General features: G+C 74.0%; 14 protein-coding genes. 10 read left to right on the top strand and 4 right to left on the bottom strand.

All coding sequences use genetic code 11. The annotated features are described in order from the left end of the window. Window positions 1-27 precede the first annotated feature (27 nt). The 3 genes from AC0B61_RS10745 to AC0B61_RS10735 all read left to right on the top strand — a co-directional run bounded on the left by AC0B61_RS10745 (window position 28) and on the right by AC0B61_RS10735 (window position 4,259). Window positions 28-2,424 (top strand): Dyp-type peroxidase, encoded by a 2,397-nt coding sequence (locus tag AC0B61_RS10745; protein WP_471740277.1) that lies wholly within the window; start codon window positions 28-30, stop codon window positions 2,422-2,424. Window positions 2,425-2,506: 82 nt separating this feature from the next. Then, window positions 2,507-2,842 carry an MmcQ/YjbR family DNA-binding protein gene (locus AC0B61_RS10740; protein ID WP_471740276.1) on the top strand — a complete coding sequence of 112 codons (336 nt, stop codon included), beginning with the start codon at window positions 2,507-2,509 and terminating at the stop codon, window positions 2,840-2,842. A 202-nt stretch (window positions 2,843-3,044) separates the two neighbouring features. Next, window positions 3,045-4,259: an alpha/beta hydrolase gene (locus AC0B61_RS10735; protein WP_471740275.1), complete on the top strand. Its 1,215-nt coding sequence runs from the start codon at window positions 3,045-3,047 to the stop codon at window positions 4,257-4,259. 42 nt (window positions 4,260-4,301) lie between these two features. On the opposite strand, the gene AC0B61_RS10730 is transcribed toward AC0B61_RS10735, so the two are convergent. Further along, on the bottom strand, window positions 4,302-5,303 hold the full coding sequence (locus AC0B61_RS10730) for a helix-turn-helix transcriptional regulator (protein WP_471740274.1): 1,002 nt from the start codon (window positions 5,301-5,303) through the stop codon (window positions 4,302-4,304). 101 nt (window positions 5,304-5,404) lie between these two features. Here AC0B61_RS10730 and AC0B61_RS10725 point away from each other — a divergent pair, with 101 nt between their 5' ends. Then, entirely contained in the window at window positions 5,405-5,983 is a 579-nt protein-coding gene (locus AC0B61_RS10725) for a TIGR03086 family metal-binding protein (protein ID WP_471740273.1), read from the top strand. A 70-nt stretch (window positions 5,984-6,053) separates the two neighbouring features. Here the strand turns inward: AC0B61_RS10725 and AC0B61_RS10720 are convergent, their stop codons facing one another. Together AC0B61_RS10720 and AC0B61_RS10715 are read right to left on the bottom strand one after the other, a co-directional pair. Beyond that, a complete protein-coding gene (locus tag AC0B61_RS10720) occupies window positions 6,054-7,067 on the bottom strand; it encodes an aldo/keto reductase (protein WP_471740272.1) in 1,014 nt (337 codons plus the stop codon). Beyond that, entirely contained in the window at window positions 7,064-7,567 is a 504-nt protein-coding gene (locus tag AC0B61_RS10715; RefSeq protein WP_471740271.1) for a MerR family transcriptional regulator, read from the bottom strand. The genes AC0B61_RS10720 and AC0B61_RS10715 overlap by 4 nt, the downstream gene beginning before the upstream one ends. 120 nt (window positions 7,568-7,687) lie before the next feature. On the opposite strand from AC0B61_RS10715, the gene AC0B61_RS10710 reads away from it, so the two are divergent. After that, window positions 7,688-8,521 carry a serine hydrolase domain-containing protein gene (locus tag AC0B61_RS10710; protein WP_471740270.1) on the top strand — a complete coding sequence of 278 codons (834 nt, stop codon included), beginning with the start codon at window positions 7,688-7,690 and terminating at the stop codon, window positions 8,519-8,521. A 76-nt stretch (window positions 8,522-8,597) separates the two neighbouring features. Here AC0B61_RS10710 and AC0B61_RS10705 read toward each other — a convergent pair whose 3' ends face one another. After that, window positions 8,598-9,374, bottom strand: a complete 777-nt coding sequence (locus tag AC0B61_RS10705; protein WP_471740269.1) for a pirin family protein — start codon at window positions 9,372-9,374, stop codon at window positions 8,598-8,600. 254 nt (window positions 9,375-9,628) lie between these two features. On the opposite strand from AC0B61_RS10705, the gene AC0B61_RS10700 reads away from it, so the two are divergent. The 5 genes from AC0B61_RS10700 to fabF all read left to right on the top strand — a co-directional run bounded on the left by AC0B61_RS10700 (window position 9,629) and on the right by fabF (window position 14,686). Beyond that, a complete protein-coding gene (locus tag AC0B61_RS10700; protein ID WP_471740421.1) occupies window positions 9,629-10,825 on the top strand; it encodes a PucR family transcriptional regulator in 1,197 nt (398 codons plus the stop codon). Between the two features lie 91 nt (window positions 10,826-10,916). Next, on the top strand, window positions 10,917-11,867 hold the full coding sequence (locus AC0B61_RS10695) for an ACP S-malonyltransferase (RefSeq protein ID WP_471740268.1): 951 nt from the start codon (window positions 10,917-10,919) through the stop codon (window positions 11,865-11,867). Next, on the top strand, window positions 11,864-12,907 hold the full coding sequence (locus AC0B61_RS10690; RefSeq protein ID WP_471740267.1) for a beta-ketoacyl-ACP synthase III: 1,044 nt from the start codon (window positions 11,864-11,866) through the stop codon (window positions 12,905-12,907). Before AC0B61_RS10695 ends, AC0B61_RS10690 begins: the two co-directional genes overlap by 4 nt. 79 nt (window positions 12,908-12,986) lie before the next feature. After that, window positions 12,987-13,235 (top strand): acyl carrier protein, encoded by a 249-nt coding sequence (locus AC0B61_RS10685; RefSeq protein WP_471740266.1) that lies wholly within the window; start codon window positions 12,987-12,989, stop codon window positions 13,233-13,235. 185 nt (window positions 13,236-13,420) lie between these two features. Next, window positions 13,421-14,686, top strand: coding sequence for a beta-ketoacyl-ACP synthase II (gene fabF / locus AC0B61_RS10680; RefSeq protein WP_471740265.1), 1,266 nt, complete (start codon window positions 13,421-13,423; stop codon window positions 14,684-14,686). Window positions 14,687-14,749 lie beyond the last annotated feature (63 nt).

Below are 14,749 nucleotides of genomic sequence, written 5' to 3'. Positions count from 1 at the left end.
CCACCCCGGAAAGGACATTCCCCCCCCATGGCAACGGACCTGAGCCTGCGCGACAGCGAGGACATCCAGGGCGACATCCTCGCCGGCTTCAAGAAGGACAACGTCAGCGTGCTGTTCCTCAAGTTCGAGGACGCCGCCCGGGCCCGCGACTGGCTCCGCAAGCTGACCCCGCAGATCTCCACCACCCGCCAGGTCGCCGCGTTCAACGAGGCGTTCAGCGAGGCCAGGCAGGCCTCCGGCGGCGACGACCCCAAGTCGTTGACCGCCACCTGGCTGGGCGTCAGCTTCACCTACGAGGGCCTGCGGATGCTCGCCTCGGCCGACCCGTTCGCGACCGCCCCGCCGGTCGGCAGCGGCCTGGAGGCGTTCAAGGAGGGCTCGGCCAGGCGGGCCGGAGCGCTCGGCGACACCGGTGACAACTCCCCGGAGAACTGGCTCTTCGGCAACGGCGTGACCCAGTCGGTCCACGCCGTGCTGAAGATCTCCGCCGACACCGAGCGGGACCTGCAGGCGGCCGTCGAGGCCCAGCGGATCGCCGCCGCCGAGTGCCGGGTCCTGATCGCCTACCAGCAGAACGCCCGGACCCTGCTGGGCAGCCGCCGCGGCAAGGAGCACTTCGGCTTCAAGGACGGCATCAGCGAGCCCGGCATCAAGGGCTTCGACCGGCCCGACCCGGCCCGGCCGGGCGAGGTGGACGGCCACCCGGGCACCCGGCTCATCCCGGCCGGCGAGTTCGTCTGCGGGCTGGAGAACGACCAGTTCAGCTTCCCCCGGGACCAGTACCCCGAGTGGTCGCGCAACGGCTCCTTCCAGGTGGTCCGCCGGCTCGCCCAGGACGTCCCCGGCTGGTGGTCGCAGGTCTCGGTCAGGCTCGCCGAGCTCCGGCAGGCCAAGGCCGTCCCGGACACCGCCACCACCGAGTGGCTGGCCGCCCGGATGGTCGGCCGCTGGCGCTCGGGCGCCCCGGTCTGCAAGCACCAGTCCACCGACGTCCCGAACAACCCCGGCGCCGCCTCGGACAACGACTTCGACTTCCGGGACGACCCGGAGGGCCTGGTCACCCCGCTCTGGTCGCACCTGCGCAAGACCAGCCCGCGGGCCGGCCTGCAGGAGAGCCCGGACAAGGCGCCGTTCGACGCCGGGGTCCTCGACGGCCGGCGGATCATGCGCCGCGGCACCCCGTACGGCGCCCCGTTCGACCCGGCCTCCGAAGGCCCCGGCGGCCCCGACGACCCGCGCGGCCTGCTGTTCGTCTGCTACCAGGCCGACCTCCAGCGGCAGTTCGAGTTCATCCAGGCCGACTGGATGGACCAGCCGAACTTCCCGCCGAACCGGGACAGCGGCGGCACCGTCCCGCCCGGGCACGCCAACCCCCGGCCGGTGCCCGGCAAGGACCCGGTCACCCAGGAGGCCCCGGACGTCGACTTCGAGAGCCGGGACGAGGGCGGCCTGATCAAGCACACTCCGGTGAGCTTCCAGCAGTTCGTCCGGACCACCGGCTCGGTGTACGCGTTCATGCCCTCCTTGAGCGTCCTGCGGGGGCTCTGCGAGGGCCGGCTCACCCCGGTCGGCGGCCAGACCAGCGGTCAGACCGGCGGTCAGCCCAGTGGCCAGACCGGCAGCCAGACCAGCGGCCAGACCACCGGCCAGCAGCAGCCGCAGCCGCAGCCGGCGAAGGCGTACCCCTGCGACGAGTTCGTCCCCGTCCCGGACCAGTACCGCCGCGGCGGGCAGAGCCAGTACTGGGCCTTCCACGGCGACCGCTGCCGGCTGGTCTCGGTCGCCGACGGCTCCGCCCACACCGACCGCAAGGTCGAGGACGACACCTGGCTGAGCACCTGGTCCTGTCTGCAGGGCGTCGGCCGGGTCGACTGCGTGCTGCCCGTACCGGACCAGCAGGACCCGGCCGGCAAGAGCGTCTACTGGGTGTTCCACAGCACCGTCGGCCGCCGGCAGTACCGGCTGGTCTCGATCACCTGCGGCGGCGGCCGCTACACCACGGCGCTCGAACGCTCCGACCGCGACCTCACCGCCTGGGGCTCGCTCGGCGGCGTCGACCAGGTGGACTGCTGGCTGCCGGTGCCCGACCAGCAGCGGGTCGGCGGCAAGAGCTGGTACTGGTGCTTCCACACCACCGCCGGCCGCCAGCAGTACCGGCTGGTCTCGATCGCCGACGGCCCCGCGCACACCGACGTCCGGGAGCGCACCGACCGCGAACTCTCCCAGTGGGGCTCGCTGAACGGCCTGAGCCGGGTGGACTGCTTCCTGCCCGTCCCGGACCGCCGGCGGGTCGGCGGGATCAGCGAGTACTGGGTGTTCTCCGGCCGGGACTACCGCCGGATCTCGATCGCGGACGGCAGCGGCCACCCCGACCGGCTGGTCTTCGGTGACCGCTCCTGCGACGCCTGGGCCTCGCTGTCCTGACCCGACGTCGGCGGCCCGCGCCCCCGGTGCGCCACGTGCGCGCCGGGGGCGCGTTGTCGGTGCCCTGCTCTAACCTGCCGCCATGGTGACGTTCGACGAGTTCCGCGCGATGGCGCTGGCCCTGCCGGAGGCGGCCCAGGAGCCGACCTGGGAGATCGAGACGCTGCGGGTCCGCAGCCGGATCTTCGCGATGGGCGCGCCCGACGGCGAACGGGTCACCGTCAAGGCCTCCCCCGAGGACCAGGCCGAACTCCTCGCCGCCGAGCCCGAGGTGTTCTCGGCCGCCCCCTACGTCGGCCGGCACGGCTGGGTGAGCGTCCGGCTGGACCTGGTCGACCGGGACGAACTGCGCGACCTGGTCACCGAGGCCTGGCGCAGGACGGCACCGAAGCGGCTGGTACGGGAGTTCGACGCGTGAGCGGAAGGCCGTACGGACCACGGGCCGAACCTCCGGGAGACGTCGGCAGGACACCCCCGGTTCATGTGATCCATCCCACAGTTTGGGCGTGCCCGACACCCCTTCGGGCGCCCTAGGCTTGCGCAGGGAAGTCAGCAGTCCACAATCGCACCCTCCGGGCACCGCCCGCGAAACGGTGACGGGCCCCAAGGGAGTTGGTGCGGTGCGCAACCGTCGACGCTGGAAGCGGGTACTGATCGGGGCGTTCGCGGGCTGCGCCGTGCTCGCCGACGCCGGAGCCTCGGCCGCCGCCGCCGCGGTCTCCTCCGAGCAGCTGGCGATCTCCACGCCTCCCGCCGGCAGCGCCGCCTGGGCCCAGGACCACTCCTTCGGCCGCTCCCTGCCCGACCCGGCCACCGCCACCCCGGCCGCCGCCGCCGAGTTCTTCGCCTCGCTCGCACCCACCGAGCTCGACCGGCTGATCCAGGACTACCCGCTGGTCGTCGGCAACTACGACGGCGCCCCGCTCGACCTGCGCTACCGCGCCAACCGGATCGCGCTGGCCGCCGAGCGCGACCAGGCCCGACTCCGCGCCGCCGACCCGAAGCTCGACGCCGACACCCGCGCGCTGGCCGTCTCCCGCGCCAACGACGTCGAGCACCTGCTCGCCCCCGGCCGCCAGATCCTGGCCTTCGACCCGCGCGGCCGCGGCCTGGTCACCGAGGTGTGGGGCGACCTCGCCGACGCCGAGCGGATCTCCGTCGTCATCCCCGGCTCGGACGCCGACCTCGGCCACTTCGACCAGGCGGCCGAGCCGCTGCGCTCCCCGGCCGGCATGGCCCGCGCCCTCTACGCCGAGGAGCAGCGCCAGGCCCCGGCCACCCGCACCGCGGTGGTGTCCTGGACGGGCTACGTCACCCCCTCCGGCCTCGGCCCGGACGCGGCCACCTCGCGGCTCGCCGACGTCGGCGCGCCGCGGCTCCAGCGGCTGCTCGCCGGGCTCAAGGAGACCACCCGGCCGGACGCGCCGCCGTCACTGCTCTGCCACTCCTACGGCACGGTGGTCTGCGGCACCGCCGCCCCCGAGATCCCGCGCGCGGCCGCCTCACCGTCCGACACCTCGGGCATCACCGACATGATGGTGTTCGGCAGCCCCGGCATGGGCGTGCAGAGCACCACCGAGCTGGGCAACGGCGTGCACGTCTGGGCCACCCGCAACCCCAGCGACTGGATCGGCAACGTGCCGTTCCTGGAGGTCGGCGGACTCGGCCACGGCGCCGACCCGACCGCGAGCGGCTTCGGCGCCGAACAGATCTCCTCGGCCCGGGCGGTCGGCCACACCGGGTACTTCACCGAGGGCACCGACAGCCTGCACAACTTCGCGGCGATCTCGCTCGGCCACTACCAGGACGTGGTCCGGACGAACTCCGGCTCCTGACGCCCGCGGCGGCCCCCGGCGCCACGCCTGCCCGCCGCCGGCTCAGGCCGGCTGGTCCTGGTACAGCCGCAGGGCATCCGCCGCCGCCCGGGCCAACTCCCGCCGGGCGGCCGGCGGGGCCAGCACCTCGACGTCCGCGCCCAGCGCCAGCAGTGAGCGGACGGCCGCCGGCGCGGGGAAGGCCATCGCCACCTCCACCCAGTCCTCGGCCGGGCCGGCGCCCCGGTGGTCCGGGCCCGCGTCCGGCGGCGCGGTGATCCGGCCGCCGTGCAGGCGCAGGAACATGTCCAGCCGCCCGCGCCGGACCCGCGCCCGGACCGGCACCTCCCTGGGCAGCCGCTCCACCTGCTCGCGCAGCACCGCCCAGGCGTCCCCGAGCCCCACCCCGGCCCGGCGGCGGACCACCTCCTCGGCGGTCTCGGCGGCCAGCACCCGGTCGGCCCGGAACAGCCGCGGCTCGCCGTGCAGGTCGGCCACCAGGTACCAGACCCCGGCCTTGCTCACCAGCCCGTACGGGTCGACGGTGTACTCCACCGGCGCGGGCGTGCCGCCGTGCCGGTAGCGCAGCCGCAGCCGCCGGTCGGCGAAGACCGCGTACTGCAGCTCGCCGAGGTCCGGGCCGGGCGCGGCAGCGGCCGAGGCGCCCCGCATCCACCGCGCCGGGTCGACCAGGATCCGCTCGCTGACCCGCTCGGCGCCCGGTCGGTGGGGGGCCGGCAGCGCCGCCATCACCTTGCGCAGCGCCGAGCCGAGCGCGCCGTCCAGCCCGAGGTCGCTGTGGGCGCCCCGGGTGGAGAGGACGAACAGCGCCCTGGCCTCGTCCGCGGTCAGGCCGGTGACGTCGGTGCGGTAGCCGGGCAGCAGCGCGATGCCGCCGTGCCGCCCGCGTTCGGTGAACACCGGCACCCCGGCGGCGGAGAGCGAGTCCACGTCGCGGTAGATGGTGCGGACGGACACCTCCAGCCGCTCGGCGAGTTCGGTGGCGGACACCCGGCCGCGGGTCTGGAGCAGCAGGAGGATCGAGAGCAGGCGGTCGGCCTTCATGTGCCAAGAATCCCAGGAATCCTGACGGTTCTTGTCAGGTTTTACCGGGAGATTGCGTTCCGAGCCCGAAAGACCGCCCGACACCACGGAGTTGACCGCACATGAGCGCCGTCCAGGACGTCCGTCCGCAGTACCTGCTCGCCCTCGACCAGTTGGAGAAGCTGTTCGTCACGATCACCCCGGCCGACCTCGACCGGCCCACCCCGTGCGCCGAGTTCACGCTGCGCCGGCTGCTGAACCACGTCGTCGGCGGCATCCACCGCTTCGCGTACATGGGCGAGGGCGGGCGCGCCCAGGACGTCGTGGCCGCCATCGAGGACCCGGCGGACGACGCCTGGCCGGCCGCGCTGGGCCGGGCCCGCGCCCGGGCCGCCGCCGCCTGGGCGGACGACGCCAAGCTCGGCCGTCCGACCGCCGCGCCCTGGGGCGAGGTGCCCGGCGGCGCCGCGGTCGGCGGCTACCTGATGGAGGTGGTGACCCACACCTGGGACATCGCCACCAGCCTCGGCAGCGGCTTCGCGCTGGACGACGCCCTGGCGCACACCGCGCTGGGCGTCGCCCAGGCCGTCCTGCCGGCCGCGCAGCGCGGCGAGGGCGGCCCGTTCGGCGACGCCCGGCCGGTCGCCGACGGCGCCGACGTCCACGCCCGGCTGGCCGCCTGGCTGGGCCGCACGGCCTGAGCCGCCGACCGGACGGGCCGCCCGGCCCGTCCGGTCACTGCCGCTGCTTCCCCTGTGCCCGCCGCTCCCGTTACTCCCGCCCGGCCGAGGTGAAGCTCATGTCCGCGTAGCGCGGCCCCGCCACCCGGTCGGCCACCGGCTCCAGCAGCGCCAGTTCCGCCGCGGTGAGCCGCAGCGTCGCCGCCGCGGTGTTCTCGGCGAGCCGGCTGCGCTTGCGGGTGCCCGGGATCGGCACCACGGTCAGCCCGTGCACCTCGGCCCGCTGGTGCACCCAGGCCAGCGCGACCTGGGCGAGCGTCACGCCGTGGGCCTGCGCGATCTCCCGCAGCGGGTCGAGCAGTTCGCCGTTGGCGGCCGCGTTGTCGCCGGAGAAGCGCGGGTGGCTGCGCCGGAAGTCGTTCTCCGAGAGCTGCGCACCGTCCTGGAACGCGCCGGTCAGGAAGCCCCGACCGAGCGGCGAGTACGGCACGAAGGCGACGCCGAGCTCCGCCGCGGCCGGCACCGCCGAACGCTCGACGTCGCGGGCGAACACCGACCACTCGGACTGCAGCGCGGCGATCGGGTGGACGGCGTGCGCCTCGCGCAGCTCGGCCCCGGTCACCTCGGACAGCCCGAGGTGACGCACCTTGCCGGCCCGGACCAGCTCCGCCATCGCGCCGACCGACTCGGCCAGCGGCACGGCCGGGTTGCGGCGGTGCATGTAGTAGAGGTCGATCTCGTCGACGCCGAGGCGGCGCAGCGAGGCGTCCACGGCGGACCGGATGTAGGCCGGGTCGTTGCGCACGGCGCGCCGGGTCGGGTCGTCCTCCGAGCGCTCGATGGCGAACTTGGTGGCGATCACCACCCGGTCCCGGTTGGCCCGGACGAAGGGGCCGACGAACTCCTCGTTGCGGCCGAAGCCGTACATGTCGGCGGTGTCGAACAGGGTGACGCCGGCCTCCAGCGCGGCGTTCAGGGTGGCGAGCGCCTCGTCGGAGTCGGTCGGTCCGTAGAACTCGCTCATGCCCATGCAGCCGAGGCCCTGGACGCCCACGAGCGGGCCGCCGGTACCGAGTTCGACGGTGGGAAGGATCGGGTGAGTCATGCGCTCTGCTCTTCCTCTTCAGGGTGGTGCTGGCATTGGACCGGGGCGCCGGCGCTGTCGGCCACCTTCCCGGCATAGAGATCGATCTTGTAGTCGAGGACGGCGAGGGTGGCCTGGAGGTCGACGATCCGCTGCCGGACCTCCTCGCGCTGGGCCACCAGCAGCAGGCGCCTTCCCTCGTAGGTCCGTTCGCCCTGCCGGGCCATGTCCACGTACTTGAGCATGTCCGCGACGGACATGCCGGTCAGCCGCAGCCGGCCCAGGAAGGCCAGCCGGTGCAGGTCGGCGTCGCAGTAGCGGCGCTGGCCGCCGACCGCGCGGTCGACCGGGTCCAGCAGGCCGATCCGCTCGTACCAGCGCAGGGTGTGGGCGGTCAGCCCGCTCGCGGCGGCGACCTCGCTGATGGTGTGCCGCGGTGTCCGGTCCGGATCGCCCACCGGGCTGCCGAACACCTCGGAGCAGCTGCGCAGGTCCACCTCGATGCGTGCGGGTACGGCCATGGATCTTTCCCCCTGTCCTGTGCGACGTGAAAAACGCTACCGAGTTGGAGTGCACTCCAAGCAAGCCCGGCAGCCGGGTGCCCCCGCCACCAGTCTCCGGCCCGCACTAGAGTCGGGCCCATGGAGAGCTTGCGGATGATCGAGGACTGGCCCGTGCCCCATGCCGCGGCGGCGGTGGTCCGGGGGGCGGACGGCGCGGTGCTGGGGGCGCACGGACCGCAGCAGCACCTGTTCCCCCTGGCGTCGGTGACCAAGCTGCTCACCTCGTACGCGGCCCTGGTCGCGGTCGAGGAGGGCGTGTTCGAGCTGGACGACCCGGCCGGCCCGCCCGGGGCGACCGTCCGCCACCTGCTCGCGCACACCTCCGGCCTGGGCTTCGACGAGGACCGGGTGTTCGCCGAGCCCGGCAACCGCCGGCTCTACTCCAACGCGGGCTTCAACGCGCTGGCGCGGGCCCTGTCCGAGGCCGCCGGGATCGAGTTCTCCCGCTACGCCGCCGAGGCGGTGTTCGAGCCGCTCGGCATGACCGACACCCTGATCAACACCGCGTCCAAGTCGCCCGCCGGAGCCGGCGGCCTGTCCACCGTCGCCGACCTCGCCCGGTTCGCCGCCGAGCTGCAGGCCCCCAAGCTGCTGGACCCGTCCACCGTCCTGCGGGCCACCCGCCAGGTCGCCTTCCCCGGCACCAGCGGCGTACTGCCCGGCTACGGCCACCGCCGCCCGAACGACTGGGGCCTCGGCTTCGAGATCCGCGACGGCAAGAGCCCGCACTGGACCGGTACCGCCAACTCCCCCGTCACCTTCGGCCACTTCGGCCAGACCGGCACCTTCCTGTGGGTCGACCCGGAGGCGGACGCGGCCTGCGTCGCCCTCACCGACCTGGACTTCGGGCCCTGGGCCGCCGAGGCCTGGCCGGCCTTCTCGGACGCGGTCCTCGCCGAACTGAAGGGCTGAACGGGCCCGTCCGCGGGGCCCGGCGCCCCAAGGCCGGCCCAAGGCCAAGACCAAGGCCAAGACCAAGGCCAGGGCCCTAGCCGTACGAGACCGGCGAGTGCATCTCCCACAGCAGGAGGTCCGCGCCGGTCTCACCCGCCGTCGGGTCGGCGAAGGCATCGCCGGTGATCCGCACGCTGTCGCCCGGGGCCATCGAGCGCCCGCCGCCCTTGGGCCCCGGGATCGTCCGGTAGCCCAGCGAGCCGGCCGTCAGGTGCGCGTAGCGCCAGGCGGCGGCGGGCAGTTCGGGCAGCGGCTGCCACGGCCCGGCGGTCGCCCGCCAGAGCGCGGCGTCACCGCGGCGCAGCCGCAGGGCGCCGGTGCCGGCGTCGCGCTCCAGTCCGGAGGCGAGCAGCGTCAACCCGCCGTCCGCCGGTTCCACCCTGCGCAGCCCGTAGGCCGGGGCGGCGCCGAACTCGTCGGGCTGGAGCCACATCTGGACGAAGCGGACCGGGCCGGCGGCGCCACCGACGTTGCGTTCGGTGTGGGTGACGCCGGAGCCGGCGCTGAGGTGCTGGATCATCCCGGGGCGGACCACCCCGCTGTGCCCGTGGGAGTCCCGGTGGGCCAGCGCGCCCTCCAGCACCCAGGTGAGGATCTCGGTGTCCCGGTGCTTGTGCTCCTCGAATCCGGCGCCGGGGGCGAGGAGTTCCTCGTTGCACGCGAGCAGTGCGCCGAAGTGCGTGTTCCTCGGGTCGTAGTGGCCGGAGAAGGAGAACGCGTGTCGGGTCTCGATGCCCTCGGCCGGGGTGGAGCGGTAGCGCTCGGCGGTGCGGCGCAGGTCGGCGCGGGGGCGGTCAGCGGCGGCGGTCACGCGCCTTACCGTACCCCCGCCGACCGGCTCGTTGGCGGGCGCCGGGGCGCCCGGCGCCTGGCGCGTGCAACCCCTGCCAGGGTGCCGCACGACCGGGGGGTGTGCGCGAGCAGTCACTCGCGTGAGGCAGTCTTGTCCTTGTGCCAGCCGCTTCCGCGAACTCCCAGAGCGAACCCAGTCCCGTACCCGAACCGTCCGGGAAGAGCCCGGCTCCCCGGGCGGGCCGCGACCGTCCCGGCCGCGCGGCGCCCCGCCTGACGGCTCAGGAGCGCAGAAACGCCGCCGAGCGCGCGGAGCGCCGGGCGGCGACACTCAAGCGGCTGGAGAAGTCCGCGGGCAAGCTGGCCACCGCCGCGATCGCGCGGATGGACGACCAGCTGGGCTGGTACCGGCGGATGCCGCCGGAGCACCGGTCCTGGATCGGCCTGGTCGCCCAGGCCGGTATCGCCGCCTTCACCGAGTGGTACCGCCACCCCGAGGCCGCCAAGGCGATCTCCACCGACGTCTTCGGCACCGCCCCGCGCGAGCTCACCAGGGCGATCACCCTGCGCCAGACCGTCGAGCTGATCCGCACCACGATCGAGGTGATGGAGGAGGCGATCGAGGAGGTGGCCGCCCCCGGCGACGAGGCGGACATGCGCGAGTCGGTGCTGGTCTACGCCCGGGAGATCGCCTTCGCGACGGCCCAGGTGTACGCGCAGGCGGCCGAGGCGCGCGGCGCCTGGGACGCCCGGCTGGAGGCGCTGGTGGTCAACTCGCTGCTGTCCGGGGACGCGGACGAGGGTGTGCTGTCCCGCGCCGCCGCGCTCGGCTGGGGCCAGCCCAGCCAGATCCGGGTGGTGGTGGGCAGCGCTCCGGACGGCGACAGCGAGCTGGTGGTCGAGGCGATCCGCCGGGCCGCCCGGTACGCCAAGCTGCACGTGCTGACGGGTGTGCTGGGCAAGCGCCTGGTGGTCGTGGTCGGCGGCGAGAAGGAGCCGGTGCAGGCGGCCAGGGCGCTGATCGGCCAGTTCGCGCCGGGCCCGGTGGTGGTCGGTCCGACGGTGCCCGACCTGCTCTCGGCGACCCGCTCGGCCCACGCGGCCGCGGCCGGCCTGCGGGCGTGCGCCGCCTGGCCGGACGCCCCCCGCCCGGTGCTGGCCGACGACCTGCTGCCCGAGCGGGCGCTGGCCGGCGACCAGGCCGCCCGCCGCCAGCTGGTGGAGGAGATCTACACACCGCTGGACGAGGCGGGCTCCGCGCTGCTGGAGACGCTGAGCGTCTACCTGGAGCAGGCCTCCTCCCTGGAGGGCGCGGCCCGGATGCTCTTCGTCCACCCCAACACGGTGCGCTACCGGCTACGACGTGTGACCGACGTCACGGGGTACGCCCCCTCCGACGTACGTTCGGCGTTCACCCTGCGGATCGCGCTGGCCCTCGGCCGGCTGACCGCCCACGGGGAGCCCGGCTGAGCCGGAGTGTAGGGACCATACAATCCCGGATGGTTTTCTTCGTTACCGTCGCCTACCCGCCCCTGGGCGCCTGGCGAGAGAGGGTTGAACCGTGCTCGTAATCGTCGCCCCTGGACAGGGTGCCCAGTCCCCCGGTTTCCTCAGCCCCTGGCTGGAGCTCGACGGCGTCGCCGACCGCCTGCGCGGCTGGTCGGAGGTCGCCGGGCTCGACCTGGTGCACGCCGGCACCGAGGCGTCCGCCGAGGACATCAAGGACACCGCCGTCGCCCAGCCCCTGCTGGTCGCGGCCGGCCTGGTGACCGCCCGTGCCCTCTTCCCGGACGAGGAGCTCGCCCGCAAGCAGGTCGGCGCGGTGGCCGGCCACAGCGTCGGCGAGATCACCGCCGCCGCCGGCGCCGGAGTGCTCGGCGCCCACGACGCGCTGACCTTCGTCCGTGAGCGCGGCCGGGCCATGGCCGCGGCCGCCACCGTCACCGAGACCGGCATGACCGCCGTGCTCGGCGGCGACCCGGAGGCCGTCGCGGCGAAGCTGGCCGAGCACGGCCTGACCGCGGCCAACAACAACGGCGGCGGCCAGATCGTCGCCGCCGGCACGCTGGCCCAGCTGGAGGCGCTGAAGGCGGATCCGCCGGCCGGCGCCAAGCTGATCGCCCTGAAGGTGGCCGGTGCGTTCCACACCGAGCACATGGCCCCGGGCGTCGAGCGGCTGGCCGAGCTGGCCCCGACCCTGACCGCGGCCGACCCGCAGGTCCGCTACGTCTCCAACAAGGACGGCGGGGTCGTGGACTCCGGCGCCGAGGTGCTCGCGCGCCTGGTGTCGCAGGTCTCCAACCCGGTCCGCTGGGACCTCTGCATGGAGACCCTCGGCCGGCTGGGCGCGACGGCCGTGATCGAGCTCTCTCCCGCGGGCACCCTCACCGGGCTGCTCAAGCGCAACCTCAAGGGTGTGGCCACGCTCGCCCTCAAGACCCCCGCCGACCTGGACAGGGCCCGCGAGCTCGTCGCGGAGCACGGCGGTCAGGACCAGGAGATCCAGGCATGACCAAGCCCCAGATCCGCCCCGCCAGCGGTGCGCAGTACTCGCGCATCCTCGGCGTCGGCGGCTACCGCCCGGTCCGGGTGATTCCCAATGCCGAGGTCCTGGAGTGGATCGACTCCTCGGACGAGTGGATCCGCACCCGCAGCGGGATCGCCGAGCGCCGCTGGGCCGGCCCGGAGGAGACCGTCACCGAGATGTCGGTGCAGGCCGCCGGCAAGGCCATCGCGCAGGCCGGGATCTCCGCCGACCGGATCGGCGGCGTGATCGTCGCGACCGTCTCGCACTTCAAGCAGACCCCGGCGGTCGCCACCGAGATCGCCGAGCGGCTCGGCTGCGGCACCGCCCCGGCCTTCGACATCTCGGCCGCCTGCGCCGGCTTCGGCTACGGCCTGGGCCTGGCCGACGGCATGATCCGCGGCGGCAACGCCGAGTACGTGCTGGTGATCGGCGTCGAGCGGCTCAGCGACCTGACCGACCGGTCGGACCGCTCGACCGCCTTCATCTTCGGCGACGGCGCCGGCGCCGCGATCGTCGGCCCGTCCGACGTTCCCGGCATCGGCAAGCTGATCTGGGGCTCGGACGGCTCGCAGGCCGACCTGATCACCCAGACCGAGTCCTGGGACACCGCCTTCGCCAAGCCGGACGCCGTCAACGGCGCGAGCGAGCACCCGGAGCAGGGCGTCAAGTGGCCGGCCCTGCGGATGGACGGCCAGCCGGTCTTCCGCTGGGCGGTCTGGGAGATGGCCAAGGTGGCCCAGCAGGCGCTGGACGCCGCCGGGGTGAGCGCCGACCAGCTCGGCGCGTTCATCCCGCACCAGGCCAACATGCGGATCACCGACGCCATGATCAAGGCGCTCAAGCTGCCCGAGTCGGTGCCGGTCGCCCGGGACATCGCCGAGACCGGCAACACCTCCGCCGCCTCCATCCCGCTGGCGATGGAGCGCATGCTGGAGGCCGGCGAGGCCCACAGCGGCGACCTGGCGCTGATCATCGGGTTCGGGGCGGGTCTCGTGTACGCCGCGGCAGTCGTTACGCTCCCCTAGGCGCGTTTCGCCCACTCATCCCCAAACCTGTGTCCGGCCGCCGGTCGGACGCGTTCAACACTGCAGAGGAGCAGCCAGTATGGCTACCAAGGACGATGTCCTGTCCGGTCTCGCCGACATTGTCAACGAGATCGCCGGCATCCCGGTCGAGGACGTCGCGGTCGACAAGTCGTTCACCGACGACCTGGACGTCGACTCGCTGTCCATGGTCGAGGTCGTCGTGGCCGCCGAGGAGCGCTTCGACGTCAAGATCCCGGACGACGAGGTCAAGAACCTGAAGACCGTCGGCGACGCCGTGGACTACATCCTCGCCAACGCCAGCGCCTGAACGATCGACTCGTTCGCCTCGGCCAGCCCGTCCGGCGTTCCACACGCCTCCGCCGGCTGACCTGTCGGCCCGGCTCATCCGAGCCAGGCCGATCCTCCGGCCGGGACGCCCCACCGGGGCGCCCGGCCGGGCCCGTCCTCGGCTCCCGCCGACCCCCCGCACAAACGTGAGAGAAGAAGAAACCAGTGACCGCTGAAAACCGCACCGTGGTCGTCACGGGTATCGGCGCCTTCACGCCGCTGGGCGCCGACGCCGCCAGCACCTGGGAGAGCCTGGTCGCCGGGAAGTCCGGTGTGGCGGCCCTGACCGAGGAGTGGGCCGAAGAGCTGCCGGTCCGGATCGGCGCGCGCACCGCCGTCGAGCCCGGCGAGATCCTGCCCCGTCCGTTGGCCCGCAAGCTGGACCGCTCGGCCCAGTTCGCCGTGATCGCGGCCCGCGAGGCCTGGGCCGACGCCGGCTACGAGACCCCCGCCACCGACGAGTCCTCCAAGCTCGCCCCCGAGCGCCTGGGCACCGTCGTCGCCTCCGGCATCGGCGGCGTGACCACCCTCCTCGACCAGTACGACGTACTGAAGGAGAAGGGTGCCCGCAAGGTCTCCCCGCACACCGTCCCGATGCTGATGCCCAACTCCCCGGCGGCCAACGTCGGTCTGGAGGTCGGCGCCCGCGCGGGCGTGCACACCCCCGTCTCCGCCTGCGCCTCCGGTGCCGAGGCGATCGGCTACGCGATCGAGATGATCCGTACCGGCCGCGCCGACGTCGTGGTGGCCGGCGGCACCGAGGCGGCGATCCACCCGCTGCCGATCGCCGCGTTCGCCAGCATGATGGCGATGTCCAAGAACAACGACGACCCCCAGCACGCCTCCCGCCCGTACGACAAGGCCCGGGACGGCTTCGTGCTGGGCGAGGGCGCCGGCGTGGTGGTGCTGGAGTCGATCGAGCACGCCGAGGCGCGCGGCGCCCGGATCTACTGCGAGGCCGTGGGCCAGGGCCTGTCCTCGGACGCCCACCACATCGCCCAGCCCGAGCCCACCGGTGCCGGCGTGGCCCGCGCGCTGGCCGACCTGTTCGAGCGCAACGAGCTGGACAAGGCCGAGATCGTGCACGTCAACGCGCACGCCACCTCGACCCCGCAGGGCGACACCGCGGAGCTGAAGGCCCTGCGCAAGGAGCTCGGCGACGACCTCGACCACATCGCCATCTCGGCCACCAAGTCGATGACCGGCCACCTGCTGGGGGGCGCCGGCGGCGTCGAGACCGTCGCCACCGTGCTGGCCCTGCACCACCGCCTGGCCCCGCCGACCATCAACGTTGACGAGCTGGACGACGACGTGGACGCCGACATCGTGCGCGGCGAGGCCCGCAAGCTGCCCGAGGGCCGGATCGCCGCGCTGAACAACTCGTTCGGCTTCGGCGGCCACAACGTGGTGCTGGCCTTCCGCACCCGCTGACGCCCATGACGAAGGGGCCGGCGCTCTCCGCGAGCGCCGGCCCCTTCGTCATGCCTGCCGACC

The organism is Kitasatospora sp. NPDC023385, assembly GCF_055664045.1.
The sequence above is the reverse complement of the archived record's forward strand: the minus strand, read 5'-3'. Positions and strand labels throughout refer to the sequence as shown.